General features: G+C 46.5%; 17 protein-coding genes. All 17 read left to right on the top strand.

The genetic code is table 11. The annotated features are described in order from the left end of the window. Nucleotides 1–205, top strand: a 205-nt coding sequence (locus ACTHMC_RS05795; RefSeq protein WP_440411650.1) for a hypothetical protein, incomplete at its 5' end; no start/stop codon positions are given. A gap of 143 nt (nt 206–348) precedes the next feature. Beyond that, entirely contained in the window at nt 349–639 is a 291-nt protein-coding gene (locus tag ACTHMC_RS05800; protein ID WP_440411652.1) for a Fic family protein, read from the top strand. 141 nt (nt 640–780) lie between these two features. Then, on the top strand, nt 781–1,143 hold the full coding sequence (locus tag ACTHMC_RS05805) for a nuclear transport factor 2 family protein (protein WP_440411654.1): 363 nt from the start codon (nt 781–783) through the stop codon (nt 1,141–1,143). A gap of 70 nt (nt 1,144–1,213) precedes the next feature. Then, nucleotides 1,214–1,828, top strand: coding sequence for an RNA polymerase sigma-70 factor (locus tag ACTHMC_RS05810; RefSeq protein WP_440411655.1), 615 nt, complete (start codon nt 1,214–1,216; stop codon nt 1,826–1,828). Between the two features lie 76 nt (nt 1,829–1,904). Beyond that, nucleotides 1,905–3,095: a FecR family protein gene (locus tag ACTHMC_RS05815; protein ID WP_440411656.1), complete on the top strand. Its 1,191-nt coding sequence runs from the start codon at nt 1,905–1,907 to the stop codon at nt 3,093–3,095. Nucleotides 3,096–3,382: 287 nt separating this feature from the next. Continuing rightward, nucleotides 3,383–6,733: a SusC/RagA family TonB-linked outer membrane protein gene (locus ACTHMC_RS05820; protein WP_440411658.1), complete on the top strand. Its 3,351-nt coding sequence runs from the start codon at nt 3,383–3,385 to the stop codon at nt 6,731–6,733. A gap of 10 nt (nt 6,734–6,743) precedes the next feature. Further along, the gene (locus tag ACTHMC_RS05825; protein ID WP_440411659.1) at nt 6,744–8,204 is read left to right on the top strand and encodes a RagB/SusD family nutrient uptake outer membrane protein; all 1,461 of its coding nucleotides are present in this window, start codon (nt 6,744–6,746) and stop codon (nt 8,202–8,204) included. Nucleotides 8,205–8,216: 12 nt separating this feature from the next. After that, complete coding sequence (locus ACTHMC_RS05830; protein ID WP_440411661.1) at nt 8,217–9,020, top strand: DUF4843 domain-containing protein; 804 nt, start codon at nt 8,217–8,219, stop codon at nt 9,018–9,020. Nucleotides 9,021–9,043: 23 nt separating this feature from the next. Then, a complete protein-coding gene (locus ACTHMC_RS05835) occupies nt 9,044–10,462 on the top strand; it encodes a PKD-like family lipoprotein (RefSeq protein WP_440411663.1) in 1,419 nt (472 codons plus the stop codon). A 28-nt stretch (nt 10,463–10,490) separates the two neighbouring features. After that, nucleotides 10,491–11,594, top strand: a complete 1,104-nt coding sequence (locus ACTHMC_RS05840; RefSeq protein WP_440411665.1) for a redoxin domain-containing protein — start codon at nt 10,491–10,493, stop codon at nt 11,592–11,594. A gap of 94 nt (nt 11,595–11,688) precedes the next feature. Then, nucleotides 11,689–12,093, top strand: coding sequence for a hypothetical protein (locus ACTHMC_RS05845; RefSeq protein WP_440411666.1), 405 nt, complete (start codon nt 11,689–11,691; stop codon nt 12,091–12,093). Between the two features lie 369 nt (nt 12,094–12,462). After that, nucleotides 12,463–16,722 (top strand): MBG domain-containing protein, encoded by a 4,260-nt coding sequence (locus ACTHMC_RS05850; RefSeq protein ID WP_440411667.1) that lies wholly within the window; start codon nt 12,463–12,465, stop codon nt 16,720–16,722. Between the two features lie 24 nt (nt 16,723–16,746). Continuing rightward, nucleotides 16,747–18,075, top strand: coding sequence for an OmpA family protein (locus tag ACTHMC_RS05855; RefSeq protein ID WP_440411669.1), 1,329 nt, complete (start codon nt 16,747–16,749; stop codon nt 18,073–18,075). Between the two features lie 343 nt (nt 18,076–18,418). After that, the gene (locus ACTHMC_RS05860) at nt 18,419–19,777 is read left to right on the top strand and encodes a MutS-related protein (protein ID WP_440411670.1); all 1,359 of its coding nucleotides are present in this window, start codon (nt 18,419–18,421) and stop codon (nt 19,775–19,777) included. Beyond that, entirely contained in the window at nt 19,761–21,068 is a 1,308-nt protein-coding gene (locus ACTHMC_RS05865) for a MutS-related protein (RefSeq protein WP_440411673.1), read from the top strand. Before ACTHMC_RS05860 ends, ACTHMC_RS05865 begins: the two co-directional genes overlap by 17 nt. A gap of 11 nt (nt 21,069–21,079) precedes the next feature. Further along, nucleotides 21,080–21,670, top strand: a complete 591-nt coding sequence (locus tag ACTHMC_RS05870; protein ID WP_440411675.1) for an RNA polymerase sigma factor — start codon at nt 21,080–21,082, stop codon at nt 21,668–21,670. Nucleotides 21,671–21,726: 56 nt separating this feature from the next. Further along, on the top strand, nt 21,727–22,709 hold a 983-nt coding region (locus ACTHMC_RS05875; RefSeq protein ID WP_440411677.1), incomplete at its 3' end, for a FecR family protein.

Genomic DNA, 22,709 nt, shown 5'->3' on the forward strand with positions numbered 1-22,709 from the left:
CAATAAGCCAATGCCCCTTGAACTGGACCTGAAAAAATATAGCGGGAGCTATACTCATTTTAGAATCATAACGGAGGGAAAAGATCCACTGATGGATTTTACAAGCAATACCTATCCCATCGATGCAGCGGCTGCCTGGTCTTATGCTATGGCGCCCAAAGGAGGTTTCATCATCCGGTTTGTAAATGGTGCATCAGGAAAATAAATATGGCGGGATTGCAGGTGCTTTCCACAGCGTGTAATCCTATTTTTATGGATTTTGCTCCAGGCTCCGGTCGTGACTTTTGTACGGCCGGAGTTTTTACTTTTTTAAATGTAATTTATTGATTATCAGTAATAATTATACCCTTGCAAGAAAACCTGGTAAAAGTCCACACGGCTGTGCTGGGGCATTTTGTATTTGTTTATATCCACTCTTATATGGATGGCAATGGACGAATGGCAAGGTTCTTATTGAATCTGATGTTAATTTCTGGTGGTTATCCCTGGACGGTCATACCAGTAGAACAACGTGATGCTTATATGCAGGCACTTGAGGAGGGCAGTGTGAGGCAAAACATAGACCCCTTTGCCCGGTTTATAGCAGCCTTGGTAGAGGCTGGCATGAAAGGTGAGCCAATAGCAACAATAAAAGAATAATAAATACCCCATTCGTCACGTCTGTAACATGACAACAAAATTATCAATAGTTGTAATCGAATTTAGTTGAAGATGGATTATGGCAATTGGCAGTCCCAAACGATAATTTGTAAGTTTGCTCTTTCAAAAGGAGAATTAAATATGCAAAATATAAGTGCAACGATCGAACAATTCAGAGCAGCCATCCTCGGGAGAAATGCAACTCAGCTTCAGCACCTCTTAGCCGACGAACTCAGCTATGGCCACTCCGATGGCCATGTTGAAGGAAAATCAGATTTCATCTCCAAACTAGGCGATGGCACCTACAGCTTCCTCACCATGGTCCTCACCGCTCAAACCATCATTGAAGCCGGAAATATTGCCATCGTCCGCCATGAGCTGGAAGCCAAAACAAATGATGAAGGCAAGCCAGGAGAAGCGCATCTGTACGTATTACTCGTCTGGAGTAAATATCAGGAAGGATGGAAACTGATAGCCAGACAAGCAGTTAAGAAGCTCAAATAATTCAGATGGGCAGAAAACTCCATTCTCTTTAGTAATACCCGTACATCATTTTTTTACCTAACTTGAGGCCGTGGCAACCCTCATGAGAAAGAACAGGTATACGGATTTCCCCGACGAACGTTTGGTAGCCTTGTTGCGCAATAATGATGAAGAGGCTTTTGAAGAGATCTACCATCGTTACTGGGACAAGTTGCTTGCCATTGGCTACGCTCATGCCCGCAACAAAGAACTGGCCGAAGAAATTGTACAGGACGTCCTGCTCAGTCTCTGGAAACGCCGCCACGATATGGAAATAGACCGGCCCGCCGCCTGGCTCGCCACCGCCGTTAAATTCTCTGTATTCAAATCCCTCTCCCGCGAGAGCCGTCGCAAAGACCTCCTCCAGCAACAACCAGCTGAAAACACTGAAGCATCGCTTGATGAAGACATCATCCAGGCAAAATTCTTCAAAGAATATGTAGATGGCCTTGTTGCCGGCCTGCCCGAGCAATGCCGCCTCGTTTTTGTGTACAGTCGTGATCACCAGATGAGCAACAAAGAGATCGCCAAAACCCTCAACCTCTCTCCCAAAACCGTTGAGTCTCATCTTACTAAAGCACTCAAAACACTTCGCCATCTCCTGGGTAACCACCGCTTTTTTTCATTCGTACTCGCCTTCATGGGAATTTTCTTAAAAAAAATATAATTCGCACTCAGGGTAATCGCTTTTTCATGGGTACATATTGATAGAGCCTTCTACCGGCTCCACCAAAAACTAACGCATGACCCCTGAAAGGCTTCAATTACTTATAGATAAGTACCTGGGCAATATGAGCTCTGCTGCTGAAGAAGCAGAACTGATGCAATGGTATAACAACACCAACCAGCATCCGGTAGAATGGCCCATCAGCCACCAGGGTGAGCCCGAAGAGATCAAAGCCCGCATGCTCAGTAAGCTGCAGAACGCCATCCAGCCCGCTCCCAGAATAATTCCATTTTATCGCAGGCGAAACTTACAGATCGCCGCATCCTTGCTGATACTGCTTGGGGCAGGCACCTGGTTGACACTGAATAAAACTTCCACTAATATTACAGAACCAATCGTAACGGCAGAAGCCAGCACAACGCCCATCCTTCCCGGCGGTAATAAAGCTACGCTCACGCTGGCTGATGGAACCACTATCATTCTCGATACTGCCGGTAATAAGACCCTTGCCCAGCAGGGAACAACAAAGATCATCAAGCTCAACAACGGAGAGCTTGCATATAAAGATGCCACCAGATCGGACGCCGCGGCATCCGGATTATACAATACCATCCGTACACCTAACGGTGGGCAATACCAGGTGATTCTTCCTGACGGAACGCGTGCCTGGCTGAATGCCGCTTCTGTACTGCGTTTCCCGATTGCTTTCTCAGGCAACGAAAGGAAAGTACAGCTCAGCGGTGAAGCGTATTTTGATGTATCCAAAAAATCACAACTTCCTTTCAGGGTTGTTACTACCGATGAACAGAACAATGAGCTGGGAATGGTAGAAGTGCTGGGCACTGAATTCAATGTGAATGCCTACAATAATGAACCATCTGTAAGAACCACCCTGGTGGAAGGCAAGGTGAAAGTATCAACCACTGATAGCAGCATGCGTCCTGTGATCCTTACGCAAAGCATGCAATCTTCCTTCTACCGTGATCAGCAACGTGGCCGGAATATCATGGTCAGAGAAGTGGATACCGATGATGCGATCGCATGGAAGAACGGTCTCTTCAATTTCAACAATGCCGATATCAAATCAGTGATGCGCCAGCTGGCCCGCTGGTACGATGTGGATGTTGTGTACGAAGGCGCCCTTTCCAACGAAAAATTTGAAGGAGAAATATCCAGAAACAGCACACTTGCTGAAGTATTTAAAATATTGGAATTAAGTGCCGTTCATTTCAAGGTAGAAGGTCGCAAAGTGACTGTGATGCCCTGATGAACTTCCACAAACCTTATCCTGACCAGTAACAAAACCAGGCTAACCGCTATCCTCCATGAAAGCGCAACTACCGATGCAAATGCCGTACTGATTTTCAGTACAAAAAAGTTTTCCCATAAAAAAACCGCCAACGCAGCAACGTTGACGGCCATATGATGGGTAAAACCAGTATTCAGCTATAGAACCCATATTGTTTAACCCAACTGTTTAAAAGTATGATTTTTATCATTCTTTGCAAAGCTGTGCGCCAAAAGCAGCTTGCAAAGCCCAAAACTTTCCTGGTTATGAGATTAACAGCTATGCTCCTGCTTGCAGGCTGTTTGCAGGTATCAGCTTCCGGAATTGCTCAGAAAGTGAGCATTAACCGGGAGAATGCATCACTGAAAAAAGTATTTACCGACATTAAAAAGCAAACGGGTTACCTGTTTTTCTACAATTCCCGCCTGCTTGATAATGCTATGCCGGTGACCTTATCAGTAAATGATGCTGAAATGAAAGATGTGCTGGAACTTTGTTTCAAAGACCAGCCACTCACTTTCAAAATCGTGAACCGGACCATCGTAATCAGCGAGCGGCGCAACTATACGCCGCTGAACATTCCCATTGCTGACACCATTCCATCTTTGTTCAGGATATCCGGTGTTGTGCTGGATGACAGCACCTCACGCCCTATCGAAGGAGCCAGCGTGATGATCCGCGGAACTAATATTGGCGTGGCTTCCAACAGCAAGGGAGCATTCTCCATCGAAGGTAAAAAAGGAGCCAGTCTCATCATCAGCTATGTGGGTTATGAGCCACAAACCTTTATCATAAGGAATAGGGACATCATCCAGGTAAGGCTGAAACAGGGAGCGCCCAAAGATCCGCTGGCTAACGTGGTAGTTACCGGTTATCAGATGATCAACAAAGAAAGCTTCACCGGCAACGCCGTAACAATTACAGGCGAAGAGCTGAGAAAAGTGAACCCTGTGAACGTGCTGCAGAGCATCCAGGCCTTCGATCCGTCTTTCCGTGTAATGGAGAATAACCTGGCGGGATCCAACCCCAACCGCCTGCCCAATATCAATCTGCGCGGCAGCACTGCATTGCCAACCAATACAGGAGATATCCTCAGCCGGGCCAATCTTCAGAGCAATGTGAACATGCCCACCTTCATCCTCGATGGATATGAAGTGACAGTGGAAAAAATATATGACCTCGATAACTCCCGCATTCAAAGTATCACCCTCCTGAAAGATGCAGCGGCAACAGCTGTTTACGGCTCGCGCGCTGCCAATGGGGTAGTGGTGATCACCACCAAGCAACCAAAGGCCGGCAAGCTGCAGGTGTTTTACAATGGTGATTTTACAGTGAATGCCCCGGACCTTACAGACTATCACCTCCTGAACGCCGAACAAAAACTGGAATACGAAAAGCTGGCCGGTCTCTATAATTCTGTAGGCGACCGGAGCACTGAAATGCAGGAAGCGCTCTACTACCGTAAAAAAAAGAATGTAGTAAGCGGGATCAATACCTACTGGCTCTCGCAACCACTGAATGTTTCTCTCGGACAGAAGCATTCCATCTATCTCGAAGGCGGTGGCAATGGCATCCGTTATGGGCTGGATATGCGCTATCAGACGCAGCCCGGTGTAATGAAAGGATCCACGCGCGACCGCTACAGCGTAGGTGTAGACCTGGCTTATAATCCCAGCACCAATTTCCTGTTCAAGAATACACTCTCTGTTACGGAGGTGAATTCAGCACAATCACCCTGGGGGAATTTCAGCGACTATGTACGCATGAACCCTTATTATGCCAAAACGGATTCCGCAGGAAATATCCTCCAGTCGCCCGATAACTGGCTGATAGATACCCGTCGCAACGGCCCTGAGCAATTTGTGACCAATTTTGTGCTCAACCCGATGTATAACAGCACACAGCACTCATTCAGCAAGAATAAATACACAGAGATCATCGATGCCTTTTCAGGTGAGTGGACCATCACTGATGGGTTGAGGCTCCGCGGTCTGTTCAGTCTCACCAAGCGGAAGCATGTAAATGACCAGTTCGTTTCTCCCGGCGATAATTTTTTCTATTTTACTGCGCCGGATAAACTGAACGAGAGAGGAAGCTATACGTACAGCAACCTGGATGAAACAGCTGTAGACGCCAATCTTACCCTCGGTTACAATAAGCAGGTGGGCAATCATTTCTTCAATGCCACTGCGGGCGCCAATATCAGAACGGCCCACCAGAATTTCAATTCGTTTACAGCGATCGGTTTTCCTAACGACAGATTCACCAATATTGGCTTTGCCCTTGGATATGCAGAAAACGCTTCTCCCAGCGGTTACAATGTCAGGGAGCGACTTGGTGGCGCATTCATCAGTGGTAACTATACCTATAAGAATAAATACCTGATGGACGCGACACTGCGCACCGATGGATCTTCCAAATTCGGTACCGAGAACAAGCTCGCTTCTTTCTGGTCATTCGGCCTTGGATGGAATGTGCATAAAGAAGCCAACTTCAGAAGCCGCGTGATCAGCATGCTGAAACTTCGCGCCAGCACAGGAAAAACCGGAACAGTGAACTTTGAACCGAATATGGCTAAAACCTTATTCGTTTATGGATCCGACTGGTACTCTACCGGTATGGGATCCCTTGTTGCCAACTATGGTAACCCTGATCTGAAATGGCAGCAGACGAGAAATTTCGATGCAGGGGTTGACCTCGGTTTATTCAAAGACAGGATCATGATCTCGCCACGTTACTACCACAAGCTCACGCAGGGAATGCTCTCTGATATCACGCTGGCGCCATCCACAGGTTTTGGTTTTTACAAAGCCAATCTCGGCGATATGCTCAACGAAGGATTTGAGCTCAACCTGAAAGCACAGGTGGTAAAAACAAAAGACCTGATGGTGAATGTGAATCTGAACATGGCACGCAATACCAATAAGATCGTGCTTATTTCAAATGCACTGAAGGCATATAACGACAAAGTGGACGAAGCGCAGGAAAACAATTATGGAGGAACACCACTGGTACGTTATAACGAAGGTCAGTCTCTCAACACTATCTACGCTGTCCGTTCCATGGGTATCGATCCGGAGAACGGCCGTGAGATCTTCCTTAAAAAAGATGGTACTTATACTTACGACTGGAGTGTAAAGGATATCATGCCCGTTGCAGATAATACACCCACGGCAGATGGTTTCTTCGGCACTTCCGTTGCCTGGAAGAACTTCATGCTTCAGGTTCAGTTCTACACCAGGTTCGGCGGTAAAGATTATAATCAGACATTGGTTGACCGTGTGGAAAATGCCGATCCACGCTATAATGTAGACAGCCGGGTACTGGGGGAAAGATGGAAGAATCCCGGAGATATTGCAAAGTATAAGAATATCGCAGACATAGGCACTACAATGGTTTCTGACCGGTTTGTGCAGCGCGACAATGTTCTGGAGCTGAACTCCATTTATATGTCGTACGATTTCAACAAATCATTCTGCCAGAAACTGTCAATGCGCAACCTGCGCGCATCCTTCACTATGAACGATGTGTACAGGTGGTCATCCATGGCTATTGAAAGAGGACTGGAATATCCATTCGCACGTTCATTTACATTCTCCATTCAAACAAGCTTCTAAATACTACGGTATGAAAAAATATTTCACCATCATCATAGCAGTGCTGCTCCTGGCTTCCTGTAATAAATGGCTTGATGTAAAACCGGAAGACCAGGTGACCAAAGAGGAACTGTTCCTGTCGGAATCCGGATTCATGGAAGCACTGAACGGCGTATACACCGCCTGCTCCCACGAAACCTTGTATGGTCTGGAACTGGCTTCAGGTCTGCCTGAAGTGTTGGCTCAGAACTATCATTTTGAACCAAACGACAGGGACGGCTATAAACAGACATCCCTCTTCAATTATACGGACCCCAACTTTATAGACCGGTCTGATAAGATATGGCGCAGATTGTACACCACCATCGCCAACTGCAACCTGATACTGGAGAATATCGATAACAAAGTGCCCATGACCGACGTGAACCGTCAGCTCATTCATGGCGAAGCGCTCGCACTGCGTGCTTTCATTCACTTCGATCTCCTCAGACTGTATGCGCCATCTTTTGCAACTGCTCCAACGGGCAAAGGCATTCCTTATGTGACTACCTTTTCCAATAAGACCACTCAACTTTCCAATGTAACGGAGGCTTTGAATAAAATGGTAGCAGATCTTACCAAAGCAAAAGAGTTGATGAAAACAGCAGATCCCATTATTGCCAGCGCCTATATTGTAGGTTATCCCAGTGATACTGCTTCCAAGGAAACAGTGGCTCCCATATTGTTTCAGCAGAACAGGCGCCACAGGCTGAACTATTATGCCGTGTGCGGTACGCTGGCCAGGGTGTATCTGTATCTTGATAAAAAAGCAGAAGCCCTGGCAAATGCCAAAGAAGTGATCGATGCAAAGAAATTCCCCTGGACGAAAGAACAGGACTTCATCAATGCCGATGTGAAACTTAAAGACAGGATCATGTATCCTGAACTGGTTTTCTGCTGGTATGATAACTGGAACACAGACCAAACGACCAGGAGGTTCGAATCCGGATTTGCTGGATTTTATATCAAAGCGGATGCAGGTGATAAACTCTATGAGAAAGGCGGTGTTGGTGGCGAAGACCGCCGGTATAAACAATGGTTCAATCTCATCAGTGACAATTCCATGGTGCGTTACGAATTACTGAAATACAAACGTGAGAAAGAAGTTAACAGACATCCGCTGGTACATCCTGCTATCAGATTGAGTGAACTGTATTACATCGCGGCCGAAGCCAGCTGGGATACGGATCCTGCAAAGGCGCTGGAATATCTCAACATGGTGCGCGCTGCAAGAGGCATCAACGTGGAAGTGAATACCAGCTCCAAAACTGTTTTCATGGATGAACTGGTAAAAGAATTCCGGAAAGAGACCTATGCAGAAGGTCAGTTATTCTACCTGTACAAACGCCTCAACCGTGGTATTCTGCTGGAAACAGGCGCTACAGCACCGGCAACGGAAAAGATCTTCGTACTGCCTTTGCCCAATGATGAAATAGAATATGGTCAACGCTAAAACGATGTGACAATGAAACAAGGAATTTTTTTCACCATAATGATAGTGCTGGCAGTTACTGCCTGTAAGAAGACGCCGGATTTTATGTTCCAGGCCCCCCTTCAGAACGTGTATTTTGATATTAAGCCCGAGGATAGTGTTGTGTACACTTTTGCTTACAAACCCGATCTGGGCCGCGATACCGTTTACCTTCCTGTAAAACTGGCTGGCTTGCGTGCCGACAGCATCCGCAAGTTCGGTGTGATAGTGGTTGACACCGCCACTACAGCCCGCCCCGGTGTTCACTATGAAGCATTCAAAGAATGGTATGAACTGCCTGCTGACTCCGGCGTATTCAAACTGCCCGTGATCCTGTTCAATACAGATCCTTCTTTGCAGACGCAATCCGTGAAACTGACCGTGAAGCTGAAACCCGGTGCAGGACTGGATACCAGCGTCAACAAACTGATCAGAACAAAGGTTATCCTCAGCGCCAAACTTGAACAACCCGACTGGTGGACCACCTGGCCGCTGGGTGCTTACTCACGCACCAAGCATGAATTGTTCATGATCGCTACCGGTGTTACATCCATGACAAAGGAGGGATTGGATGCACCCCGCAACCTCTTCCTCACTGGAAGATTGAATGTGATGATCGCCGATCCGTTTGCCTGGGTAGCCAACAATCCTGATAAAGGATATGTACTCACACAACGACCAGATGGCGAATATGATTTTTATGCCATCAGTAACCCGGCTAAAAAGATCCTGGTACGAAAAGTCGTTTCTTCAGGAAGATTCTACTTCGTGGATGAAAATGATCTCGACATCAACTAAAACCACCACCTAAAAATATTCCGATGCGTAAGCAATTTATTATAGTAGTTGGTTTGCTCGCTTTGCTGGCAGCCTGTTACAAAGACAAGGGAAACTACGAATACAACCCGCCCGAAGAACCATTGGTGACCAACCTGGATACCGTGTATTCAGTATTTGTGGGCGATAGTCTCATTATCAAACCCGTCATAAAATATACTGATGCTTCAAAACTGAGCTTCGACTGGAAGATATCTGTTCCTGATCTGACAGATGACCTCAATTTCAAAGGCCCCGAAGTAAGAACGGTGTTTGGCCTGGGCGCCAACAGGTACAGGGCCAAACTGACCATTACAGACAACAGTAATGGAATGAAATATTTCCATGATTTCGTTGTAAGTGGTAAGACCGGTTTTTCACAAGGCACCACCGTGCTCAGTCTCGACAACGGAGAAACCATCCTCTCTTTCATCAAACCAGATGGCACGGTGCAGCCTGATATATACGCGTCTACCAATATGGGCGAAAAGCTGGGTGGCAAACCAAAGCAGTTGATCGGTCTTCGCCACGCAAGCATCGATCCCTATCATACCACCAGCTACTGGGTATTTACGGATGAAGGGGAGAAAGGCGTGCAGATCAATTCAAATACCATGAAGAAGATCAAGAACCTGACCGGCAATTTCTTCATACCACCGGCTACCCTGGCGCCCGGTAATTTCATTTCAACACAAATGGAATCGATGAATGGCGTGATAAATGGAAAACTGTATGTCGGCACCACGCAGACCTGGAACAAAAACCCGCTGTACAATATGTTCGGGCTGCCAGCCGAAGGCGATTACCAACTGTTCGATCAGGCGGCTTTCAATTCCATCATGCCTTATTTTCTAGGTTACGAAAAAGTGAGAAAACAGGTGGTGGCCTTCACCAATTTCGGATCCCCGGCATATATAGGTACCGGTTACCAGGTGGTGGGCAGTGCCTTTGATCCACGCAGTGTAGGGCTGGATCTGCTCTTCTTTGTACAGGTGAATGATGGAAACTGCTTTGCTGTTGGTAAAGACGCTGCTGGTACATTGAAGGAAATCAAATTCGGTGTGGAGTTCATGGGTATCATACTTATCAAGCCTGAATATATCCGCAACTTTGCACAGCCCGGGCTGATCACACCTACTACCAAATGGGTGAATACACCCGGTGAAATATTCTACTTCACTTCCGGAAGCAAGATCTACCGTTACAATCCAACCAATGAAGATTTCCGTCAGCTTACTACTGACTTCGGCGGAAAGGATGTAACCATGATCAAGCTGATTGACGGCGGCAATACCATGCTGGCAGGTACAGAGGGTACACTCTACCACCTGGATGTAAGCACCGGCAAATTCGGAGACGTCATCAAAAAACAAACAGGCATTCCCGGACAAACCATCGATGCCGTGATCCGCAACGACCGGTAATATTCATTCAGTCTTAAATATCATACCAATGACAATCAGAAAAAGTACTGCACTGGGCCTGTTGATAGCAGCCTCGGTAAGTACAGTGGCCTGGAAGCAGGGCGGCAGGCCTGAATCTTTCACGGTAAATGGCAATCTCTCAGGATACAAAGACAGTATCGTATTTCTTACTTACGGGACCTTTGATGATACAAAGATCGACAGTGCTAAAGTGACCGATGGGAAATTTACATTCAAAGGAAAAGTGGAAGAACCCGTTCAGGGCATGCTCTTCTCCCGCGACTATCGTGTGCGGCTCGATCTGTTTGTAGATAAAGGAGCAGTGTCAATAAACGGTTCAACAGACAACATAAAGGTATGCGGTTCTGATGTGGTGAATGATTATGCGCTCCTCAACCAGGAGATCATGGCAAACCGCAAGTGGGTGAATGGACTTTTCACCGAAGCATGGAATGTAAAAAAAGCAGGTGACACTGTTAAAGCTAAAATGCTGGAAGCGGACGGGAATAAGTATTACACCTATGAATACGAGATCCGCAAAAATTATATCAAGGCCCATCCGGGAAGTCCCATCAGCGCACGTGAACTGCTCATGTATGTCAACAACAAAACACTTACCGAGTGCCTGCCGATGTATGAGGGGCTGGATGCTACGGTGAAGTCATCTTTGCAGGGTCAGGAACTGACGCGCCGCATGGAACTGCTCAAAAAACTCAAGACGGGTAACAAGGCGCTTCCGTTTGCACAGACTGCCGTTGATGGAAAAACGATCACTTTGGAGAATTACAAAGGTAAATATGTGCTGCTCGAGTTCTGGGCATCCTGGTGCGGGCCCTGCAGGGCAGAGAATCCAAACCTTCGCAAGCAGGTGGATATTTTCGGACCTAAAGGATTCAATGTGCTGGGGATCTCACTGGATAAAACACGTGATCCATGGATCAAGGCGATTGAGAAAGATGGACTTACCTGGACACAGGTATCTGATCTCAAAGGATGGAATAACCAGGTTGCAGTGGCATACGGTGTAAAAGCTGTGCCCGCCAATTTCCTGATAGATCCTTCAGGTAATATCATTGCACAGGATTTGCGCGGGGAAGTACTGAATGAAAAGTTAAAAGAGATCTTCAAATAGGTTTCCTACCCGCTGAAATTTCCAATATTTAGTTAATAAAACGCTATGCAGGTTTTCTTGCATAGCGTTTGTTTTATCAACCTAAACTCACCGTATGAAACAATTATCCATTCTTGCGCTGCTCTTTACCCTGTTCTTTGCATCCAGCTGTACAAAGGAGTATAATACCATTGAAGAAGTGATTCCCAATCGAACCATCGTTTATACGGTACCGGTATCCGGATGGAGTTTCAACTCATCTGATGGTACTTACATCACCAATATCAATATGCCTGAAATAGATAATGTGGTATTTGAGAATGATGGGGTAGTGGTGGCTGCCATGTTCGACAGCAATACTTATGAAGTGTTGCCGCAGGTGTATGGTGGTTACAGCTACACCTATTACTATAAGCCAGGTTTGTTGACGGTATCTGTACAGGGAGCCAATGGTTCACAGGGTGTAAAGCCCAATAATCCGATCACCTTCAAGATCGTACTGATACCTTCAGAACAATAATATTGAAGCCTGTGTGGCTGTTACGCTAAGTTGTGTAAAAGCCATTCTCAGGCGCCGGAATTGATGTTTGGGCAGCATTGCTGATAAGTGCGATGCTGTCCTTTTTATTAAACAGGACAAATTTGTTTTTCCCTCTTTATTTCATATTATAATATTTATAACTAAAAATATATGATAAAGAGTTGTCTACACTTTATTAATTGTAAATATGTTTATTTGTCCGGATTTGTCCTCTATTTGTCCGCTGTATTGCATCTTAATTAAGGGGTCTTTTACGTTACTTTCGTGCACGTATTTATCCGAGCTGCTTCGCGTAAGCAGCAGGGTGAGTATTGATGCAAATACGTAAACCAATTTCTACGATATACCATGCGCAAGACCCTCGCCGTATTGCTACTGCTTTTAATTGCATGTAGCCAACAACTGTTTTCCCAGGTTTTTCTTCAACCCAAGGTTCCGGCCAATGCGCCCACCAGCACCCAGGTGAGAGTGCCGAACGGACTTTCAACCTTTACTTATCTAAGGGCGTACGCTTTATATCCTGTTGGTGAGCTTAATGAACTGTACACAGGTGATGTGATTAAGCAGTTGGGATTTGTTGCCACTATTGGAGCAAATGCTCCGGCAGGAGGACAGATCAAATTTTATATTCAGAATACTTCCGATCAGACGTTTCAGAAGGGCACCAACTGGACAAATGTCCTGACAGGCATGACACAGGTGTATAACGGTACTTTTACGCTGCCGGTCACTAATGGTCCCGCAGAAATTATCGTTACGCTGGACGCACCTTTTACTTATACAGGAGGGGGATTATATGTAGCCTGGGATTACCTGGGGTCTCAATTCTGCAGTTCCCCGGTTACTTTTGCTGCCGAAGGGTCCGCATTGGTTCCCGGTTGCGCGAGCGCTAACAGCGCTACTGCCGCCCCCGAAATCCTGGGGACTACCGCATTCAGGCCACAGTTGATATTCGGTTTTGATAACCCTTTTGGCAATGATCTTGCGGTAACGCAATTGAAAGCAAACGGGATCTTCAGTCCTGGCCTGGGAGAAGCCAACAAGGTAACTGCCATGATCAGGAACAGGGGATATAATGCCCAAAATAATTTTACAGTATCCTGGACGGCAGCAGGATTACCCTATTCAACTGTAGTCGCAAGCCTTGCCCCCGGCGACAGTACAACGGTAGAGATGACGATACCTGCTTCAACAGCAGCCGGTACCATTCAGATAAAAGCGGCGGTAGGCGCGGATGAGAGGAGTTCCAATAACTCGATGCAGATCACCCAGGAAATTGTTTGTGATGAGTTCAGGTATGCTGGCAGGGTTACACCTAATGAGGCAATAGGGTTTAATACAGGCTCAGGTATTATAGCAGTTTTGCACAAATCCCCGGCTACATCGGTAATGATCAACGCCATCCGGATCAGACTGAGCGACAATGCACCGAGCATAGGAAATAATATTAAAGGAGTTCTGCTCGATCAAAACGGAGTGATCCTGGCTACTTCAGCGGATTTCCCGATAACCGCAGCCAATTTTAATACAGAGGTCTCCATTCCACTGGCAACACCCTTTACCATTCCTGCCAATACCAGTTTTTATGCAGGAATAATACAATCTGCCAGCAATCCCGGATATTTTCCCGTTGGAACTGATAAAAGTGTAAAAATGGAACCCAACCGTTATTTTACATTTTTCGCAACAGGAGGTACACCCTCTCCGGTTACCGAAGATCTCGGAGCGCTCATGATCGGCTTTGCCGGACAACCCGTAGCTGAGCTGACCAACTCCACCACCGGTGTATTGAAACAAGGGCAGAAAGCTACGCTCACAGCCACTACCGGTTTCAGCTATTATGATTTCAGCGTGAATAGTATTGTAAAGCAATCCTCCCCTTCCAATGTGTTTGTATACGCGCCCAACAACAATGATGTAGTATCCGTGAATGTTTCTAATGGCGGTTGTGCTTATACAGCCCAACATACAGTTACCATGCAGGCCACTGACATTGTGCCCACAGCTGGTATAGTTTACGTGAAGAAAGGTGCTACCGGTAATGGCAGCAGCTGGGCGAATGCAGCCGGGGAACTGGCGGATGTTTTACTGGCCGCACGCAGCAATACAGCTATCACCCAGGTTTGGATGGCAGGCGGTACTTATCTTCCTTTGTACAGTGCTCATGACGGAGATCTCGGACAATCCAATGGAAGACGGAATAGTTTTGTAGTTACAGGCAATCTGAAATTATACGGAGGATTTGCCGGTACTGAAACCACGCTGAACCAGCGCAACCTGACCATCATGGCCAATAGAACCATCCTCAGCGGCGACCTCGATGGAAATGATGATCCGAATGGCGCCATTGTTGGCAATAATGCATACAATGTAGTAATAGTAGCAGGCAACTATACTCCTGTATTTGATGGACTGACCATCAGGGGAGGTAAAGCAGAATCAAGTGCCGGTACAAGAACCATTGACGGCATAACGGTAGATGCTAATGTTGGTGGTGGAATGAACTTTAAAGAAGCCTCGCCTGAATTGAACAATATGATCATCCAGGGTAATACTGCAGTAGCAGGTGGTGGAGTGTCACATAATATCGGGCATGTTACCATTTCCAATTCCCTTATCGCAGGAAATATGGCAAGCGGCGGCGGTGGAATTTATAACTCTACCGGGAGCTATCTGGCACTGGTCAATACCACCGTGAGCGGCAATACGGCCACCAATGGCGGTGCCATCTTTAACAGTATGGCAGCGATGGAGATTTTCAATTCTATCATTTACGGTAATAGTTCAGGAATCGGAGGAACGCTCGTCAATGTTACATATTCTGTTTTACAGGATAATATTTCCGGAACAGGAAACAGCACAGTCGATCCTCTGTTTGTTGATATGCCTTCTCATTCAACAGCTCCTTTCATTGTCGGCAACTATGCATTGCAAACCAACAGTCCTGCTGTGAATACTGGTGACAATGCAGCGATCCTTGCTTTACCGGCAGCTTTTCAGGTAACAGATGTAGCTGGCAATACCCGGATCGTTAACCTGGCCAATGGTGGTATTGTAGACAGGGGCGCTTATGAATTGCAGCGCCAGTTGCAGACCATCACGGTATCCGATCTGAACAAAGTATATGGTAATGCAGATTTTGAGCCAGGCGCCACCACTACCTCAGGCTTAACTATCAGTTATGCATCATCCGATAACAATATTGCTGAAGCATTCCAGGATGCAACTGACGGTAATAAATGGAAGATCAAAGTGAAAAGAGCAGGTGATGTTACCATCACAGCCAGCCAGGCAGGTACTCCCGAATATTTTCCAGCTACCGACGAAACCTTTGAGCTGCGCATTGCCACAAAACCTGTAACCGTTCAGTTGACAGCTGCAACGCTCTCCAAAGTATATGATGCTACAACCGATGGTACACTAGCAGTTACTAACCTTGCCATTGCCACAGGTGATATTGTAAGCGGTGATGATCTGAGTTTGAATATTTCTTCTTCAGCATTTAGCTATGACAACAAAAATGTTGGTGATAATAAACAGATCACCCTTCCGCTTAACGTGATCAGCCTGACCGGCACCAGCGCAGGTAATTATAATATTGCCAATACAACAGATCTTACCGCCACTACCGGAAAGATCACGCCAGCAGAACTTACTGTAACTGCTGTAGCAAAAACAAAAGTCTACGGCGAATCCGATCCTGTACTGACTTACAGCTATGCTGGTTTTGCTACCGGTGATGCAGCTGTATTCACAGGCGCACTCAGCAGAAACCCCGGAGAAGACGCCGGTGATTACGCCATCATTCAGAATACGCTGAGTGCCGGAACCAATTATTCCATACTTTATACCAGTGCAAACCTTACCATTTCAAAAGCAACACAAACTATCACCTGGGTACAGGACCTGGTAACAGGTTGTAATGGCGTAAGCCCCATCACACTGACCGCCACTTCCAGCAGTGGTCTGGATGTTTCTTACCTGGCAGCCAGTTCATCCATTGCTACTGTAACCGGACAAACACTTACGCCGGTTGGTGAAGGAGCTACCACCATCACAGCTATCCAGGCCGGTGATGCCAATCATGAACCAGCCACCGCGGTTGTAAAAACATTCAGCTATCAGTTGTCGAGCGCACTCCGTCAGCATTTTGCAGATGCTATGTTCTTCGATAATTCTGGTGGTAAGTATGTTCAATGGCAATGGTACAAGAATGGAAACCTTGTTTCCGGTTTCAATACACCTTATTACAATGAAGCAACTGCATTGAACGGTACTTACTATGCAATGGTAACGGACAAGAACGGAAATATGGTTCAGACATGCCCTGTAACCTTTACCGGTAGCGGAACTGTAGCCGCTGGTGTAAAAGTTGCGCCGAATCCTGCCAGAGCAGGTTCCACAGTGAGCATCACCTGCAGTTACACAGAACCTGCATTGCAGGGAGCTACGTTACAGATCTCCAATATCAGTGGTACAGTAGTACAGCGTATCACTACTGTACGTCCGGTCAACACCGTGGTAATGCCGGCTGCTGGCGGATTGTATGTGATCACGCTCACGCTCAGCAATGGACAGAAATCAACTGTGAACGTGCTGGTGAACTAATGTTAATGAACTAAAAAGAAAACAATGATTCAGAAAATAGCAATAGCCTGTTTAACTGCACTTTCTTTATCAGGCAGCACATTAGCCCAGGAATTCGGGATAGAACTGAATGCCGGCCTGCAAGGCCTCAGGTATGATATCAGTAACGGCGACCGGAAACTACAACCAGGAGGCTCGCTGGGCGTGAATTACACATTCCACCTCGGGAGAAAATGGGGATTACTGACGGGTGTATCTGCCAGTTACTTTAATACCAAAGTAACTTTGCAGGACGGCACCTTCTCATCGTACCAGGTGGACAATACCGGTTCTGCATTCCAGTACAATATCAAAGCCACCGGCTTTGAAGAAAAGCAAAGCTTTCTGGCCGGCGCTGTACCTCTGATGCTGCAATATCATACACTGGGAAATACACGCTGGTACGTAAATGCAGGAGCAAAGCTGATACTGCCGGTTGAAGCCACTGTTAAAGCGAAAGCTTCTCAGCTGACCCTCTCCGGTTACTATCCTGATTATAATATCGAAGTGAAGGATATGCCACAACATGGATTCGGTACAGTGAACAACTGGACGTCTGAAACAAAACAGGAACTGAAACCTGCTGTTATGGCAAGCGCGGCCACTGGCATCAGCTTCCGCCTGGGTGAAGGGGTCCGCCTCTACACAGGCGTTTATTTTGATTATGGTGTAACCAATATGAACAAAGGATCAGGAGATAACGCTTCTCTTGTTGCTTATAATCCTGCCAATATCAACGAAGCAAAAGCCGGTAGTTTACTGAATGGGATCGATAAGATCCATGCAATGGGTTATGGCATCCAGGTGCGACTTGGGTTGGAGAAAAAGAAACAGAAGTCAACGCCGCCTTCACCACCTCCACCTGTTGCCGAAGCTCCTGTTAAGCAAGAGCCAGTTCAGGTAGCGGTTCCGCCTCCGCCACAACCAAAGGAAGAGGTAAAACAACCAAAACAGGATCCGGAACCAACACCGGCTCCCACTATCACCACCGAAGAAATTACCGTAGTGGAAAAACCTGTCGTATTCAGCAAAATTGGTAACACCACTCTGAGTGAATCTTTTAAACCGCATTTAGACAGCATTGCGACTATACTTAACCGTTATCCTGACCTCCGTGTGGATGTGATCGGTCATACCTGCGATATCGGAACAGAAAAAGAAAACGCACGAATTGGTCTGGAACGTGCAAAATCTGTTGCTAAGTACCTGCAATCCAAAGGTATTGCCATGAGCAGGATGGACCTAAGCTCTGCAGGACCATCAAATCCTGTAGTGGAGAATACATCCGCAGGTAACAGAAGCCTCAACAGGCGCGTTACTGTGATGGTAAAATAGTTAACGATAAAGTTGTTGATGGAGCTGACCTTGTTTAGGCAGCTCCACTTTTTTTTACGCAGTGCCCAGTAACCCGCGTCCCCGCGAGTTACTTATATTCCGTCGCCTCCCGGCGACAACGCATTCGCCAGAGACGGACAAATATTCCTCACTTGCCGGAGGCGAGCGAGTGCTCCCCGAGTAAATGCATCCGATTTTTTTGGCAAGCAGTTAAATGTTGAAAGGTAGACTGGTGGCCTGTTTGCAAGCTAGTTGTAAAAATGTCCCGAAGCTCAAAAAATATTTCCTTCCCTACATCTCCGAAAATATATCTGATATTCGCTGGCATACTCAATGCTCTCCGATGTCATTTACAACAGACAAACAAACCCTTGAGGACCTGAACATCTTCGGTAAACATGGCAGGGATTCCATCTACAATATCTTCAACCGCTGCAATACGAGAGGCGGTGCCGCTGTATTGGAAGAACTGTTCCGATACCCGCTTTCAGATCATGAGGCCATCAACAAACGCAGCAGTATTATCCGGTGGTTTGCAGCATCCGGCACGGCTTTCCCTTTCAAAAGCAGCGACTTTGATGCTGCTGAACCGTATCTCGCCAATACTGACGAACGCTCAAAACTCAATGTGCAGGACAACTCAATGGCGCGCAAGCTCAGCAATATGATAGCCATGGATGTGAACACCCAATTGATCTATAAAGGAGTTGAATCCCTCACAGAACTGATCAGGCAGGCAAGAGAACTCAGTAAAGAACTGAGTGGCAATGAACTTTACCGGGAAGAGAACGAGCAGATGTCTGATATTCTCAACAATCCGGCCTTCAATGTGATCTATGAGAACAAGGGAAAGCCAACCCATGAACAGATTGCTGAATCCGACCTGATCCTGCGTTTTAAATACCGGGCACAGATAGAAAAACTACTCCGGCTTATTTTCAATCTCGATGCATACCTGTCCATCGCAAAAGTTGCGAACGAACGGAAGTTCATTTTCCCGAAAGCTCTGCCTGGTGAAGATCATAGGTTACTTCAACTGGAAGGCGTATTCCATCCACAGGTCAGGAATGCAATTCCGAATACCATCAATATTACTACCGGCAGCAATATCATTTTTCTGACCGGAGCGAACATGGCTGGAAAATCCACCTTCATGAAATCACTGAGCATTGCCACGTACCTGGCGCATCTGGGCTTTCCTGTTGCAGCCACAAAGATGGAATTTGCAGTGATGGATGGCGTTTACACTACTATCAACCTGCCTGATAACCTGGGTATGGGTGCAAGCCATTTTTATGCGGAAGTATTACGTGTAAAACAGATGGCCCTGGAACTGAAGGCCGGAAAGGACCTTTATATTGTTTTTGATGAACTGTTCCGTGGCACCAATGTGAAAGACGCTTATGAAGCCACTATCGCCATAGTATCGGCCTTCGCAAAAAAGAGGAAAAGCATTTTCGTGATCTCCACCCATATCATCGAAGCCGGGGATATTCTGAGAGAAAAATATGCCAATATAAATTTCGTGTACCTGCCTACAAGAATGAATGGCAATCAGCCTGTTTACACCTATACACTTGAACAGGGAATTACAGGGGACAGGCATGGGATGGTGATCATACAGAACGAAAAAATACTGGACATCCTGAAAAATGGAAAAAGGAAACCGAGAAAAACAACAGCGTATGAGCTTCCAAACTGATAAGCAAACACTGGATGACCTGAATATTACAGGGAAGTTCAAGCCACAGTCCATGTTCAGCATTTTTAACGGCACACAAACTGCCGGGGGAGAAAAATTGCTGGAACGTATGTTTGATCAGCCGTTGACCGATCCTGCGGCTATTAATAGTCGCACTGACATGTTCAGGTATTTCCACCAGCGGAACCTGGCATTCCCTTTCGATAAGGAGATCTTTCAGGAGGCCGAGAACTACCTGGGTGCGGCAACAGCAAGCTCATTCCTGCTGACGGCCAGCAGCGTCATGCAGAAGAAATTCCTGCAACTGACCATTAAAGATGAGCAGTTTGACCATTTGCAGCGCGGCTTCCGGGCGGCGGTTGAGCTCTTCAGAACAGTTCGGGATTTCCTGAAGAAACTGGACAATGATTTTCCGGTCTCAGCACAATTCAATACGGTAAAAGCTTTGTTCAGCGGTAATAAAATGAACTGGCTGGAGGAAGTGAACCATATTTCTGTGCTCAGGCTGGCCCGCTATGATCATCTGGTCCGTCATATGCTTCGCCATGAAGTTGAAAGTATCCTGGATTTCATTTATCAGCTGGATGTCTGCATAGCGGTCAGCGATGTGGCCCGTGTCCGGAACTTCACCTATGCAAAAGCGCTTCCCCGCGATCAGTATGTTTTCAATACCACGGCATTGAGCCATCCTGCCCTTGAAAAGGCAGTAACCAATCCATTATTCCTGCACGAGGAGCAGAATGTCCTTTTTCTTACCGGGGCCAATATGGCGGGTAAGTCCACTTTCATGAAATCACTGGGCATTGCCGTTTACCTGGCTCATATGGGATTTCCCGTTGCTGCCGGGGAGATGGTATTTTCAGTGAGGGATGGACTGTATACGTCTATTAACGTACCGGATAACCTGAACATGGGTTACAGTCATTTTTACGCTGAAGTGCTGCGTGTGAAGAAGGTAGCGGAACAGGTAGCGGCAGGGAATGATCTGCTGGTGATCTTCGACGAGCTCTTCAAGGGTACCAATGTGAAAGATGCTTATGACGCAACATTGTCCGTTACCAAGGAGTTCTCCACCTACCGGAACAGCCTGTTTGTGATCTCCACGCATATCATAGAAGTGGGAGATGTGCTGAATGATGAATGCGATAATCTCATGTTTTCTTATCTTCCCACAATAATGGAAGGTAGTATACCCCGATATCCGTACAAACTGACACCGGGCATCACCAACGACCGCCACGGTATGCTGATCATCGAAAATGAAGGAATACTTGAAATGATTGAAGATTAAATGCCGGTCCTATGTCAACAACTGAACTTGACTATGACACCATACTGAAGTTTAAAAACGGGGATGAGCTGGCCTTTACAGCCATCTACAATCATTTCTACAATCATATATTTTCATTCTGCAAATATCTCCTGCCCACCATCGAGGATGCGAGGGATATGACTGCGCAACTCTTTATCCTTCTGTGGGAAAAGAAAGGAACGCTCGATACTTATAAAAATCTCCGCGCTTTTCTCTTCCTGAATGCCAGGAACAAATGTTTCAATTTCCTGCGAAACCATAAAGCAAGATCTGTAATAGACAAACAACTGAGCGATTTCACACAATCGGAACAGGTATCCATTCTCTTTTCAGAAATTGAGGCAGAGCTGATCACCCGCATCCGGGAGGAAGTGGAGAAACTGCCTGACTATTACCGGAATATCCTGCAACTCTCGTATTTCCAGGGGTACAATAACCAGGAGATAGCAGATATGCTGCAGATCAGCGAAAAAACCGTGCGCAATGCAAAGTCCATCGCGCTGAAAACAGTGAAGATGGTTTTCCTCAGCCGGAACATGAAACTGGGCTTTCCGGCAAGCCTCATTTATTTTTTTAATTGATTCGGGACAAACGGGATCCCTCACGGGTTATATAATAGCCTTATCAACCATTGTTTATGAATGAGAAATCAAAAGCTATTGCTGACCTTGTTCAAAAGCATCTGAATGATGACCTGAATGATCAGGAAAAACAGGAGTTGGATAACTGGCTTCAGGAATCTGAAGAGAACCGGCTTTTTTTTGAGCACCTTACTGATGAGAAAAGTCTGTCTGCAACGCTCAGTGAATATGAGACAAGCAAAGACATCATATACGGAAAAATAAAAAAAGCGATCCCTCTTGACGGGGAGAAAAAGAAAAAGCCTGCTGGTATCGCCTGGCTGAACCCGCGCAGGATCACAACAATAGCGGCTTCCATCCTGGTAGTCAGTGGTGCCTTGGTTTGGTGGAGTATCAACAGTAACGATGACCCTGGTGCCGGAACAGCCGCTGTGCCTGCATCGCAGCGGGACCGCCAGCCGGCCTTCGCAGGCGCCATTCTCAAACTGGCTGATGGTCAGGAGATAGTACTGGATGATGCGAAAGATGGGACTGTAGCAAAAGAGGGCAACACACAAATTACAAAACAGGGAGGCCTTCTGTTATACAACAGTAATGATCTTTCCGGTAAAGTTCTTTACAATACCCTGTCCACCCCCAAGGGAAGAGTGTACAAACTATCCCTGCCCGATGGTTCAAAAGCATGGCTGAATGCAGCCAGCTCCATCCGATTCCCCGCTGCTTTTGGCGGCAAGGAGCGCCAGGTTGAAATAAGTGGTGAAGTGTATTTTGAAATAAAGCAGGATAAGGAAATTCCTTTTTATGTGAAGGTTGATCCTTTTACCACCATCGAAGTACTGGGAACGGAATTCAATGTGAATGTCTATGACAATGAAAAGATCCTGCGCACCACTTTGCTGACCGGATCCATCAGGGTGCAGAACACGGAGCAGGAACAGAAAGGCAACAGCGTATTGCTGAAGCCCGGCCAGCAGGCACAGTGGAAGAATGTAGAGACTGTTCAGGCCATCACTGTTGTGCAGAATGTAAACCTGGAAAA

Source organism: Pseudobacter sp. (assembly GCF_051955275.1).
In the GTDB taxonomy this organism is placed as follows: domain Bacteria; phylum Bacteroidota; class Bacteroidia; order Chitinophagales; family Chitinophagaceae; genus Pseudobacter.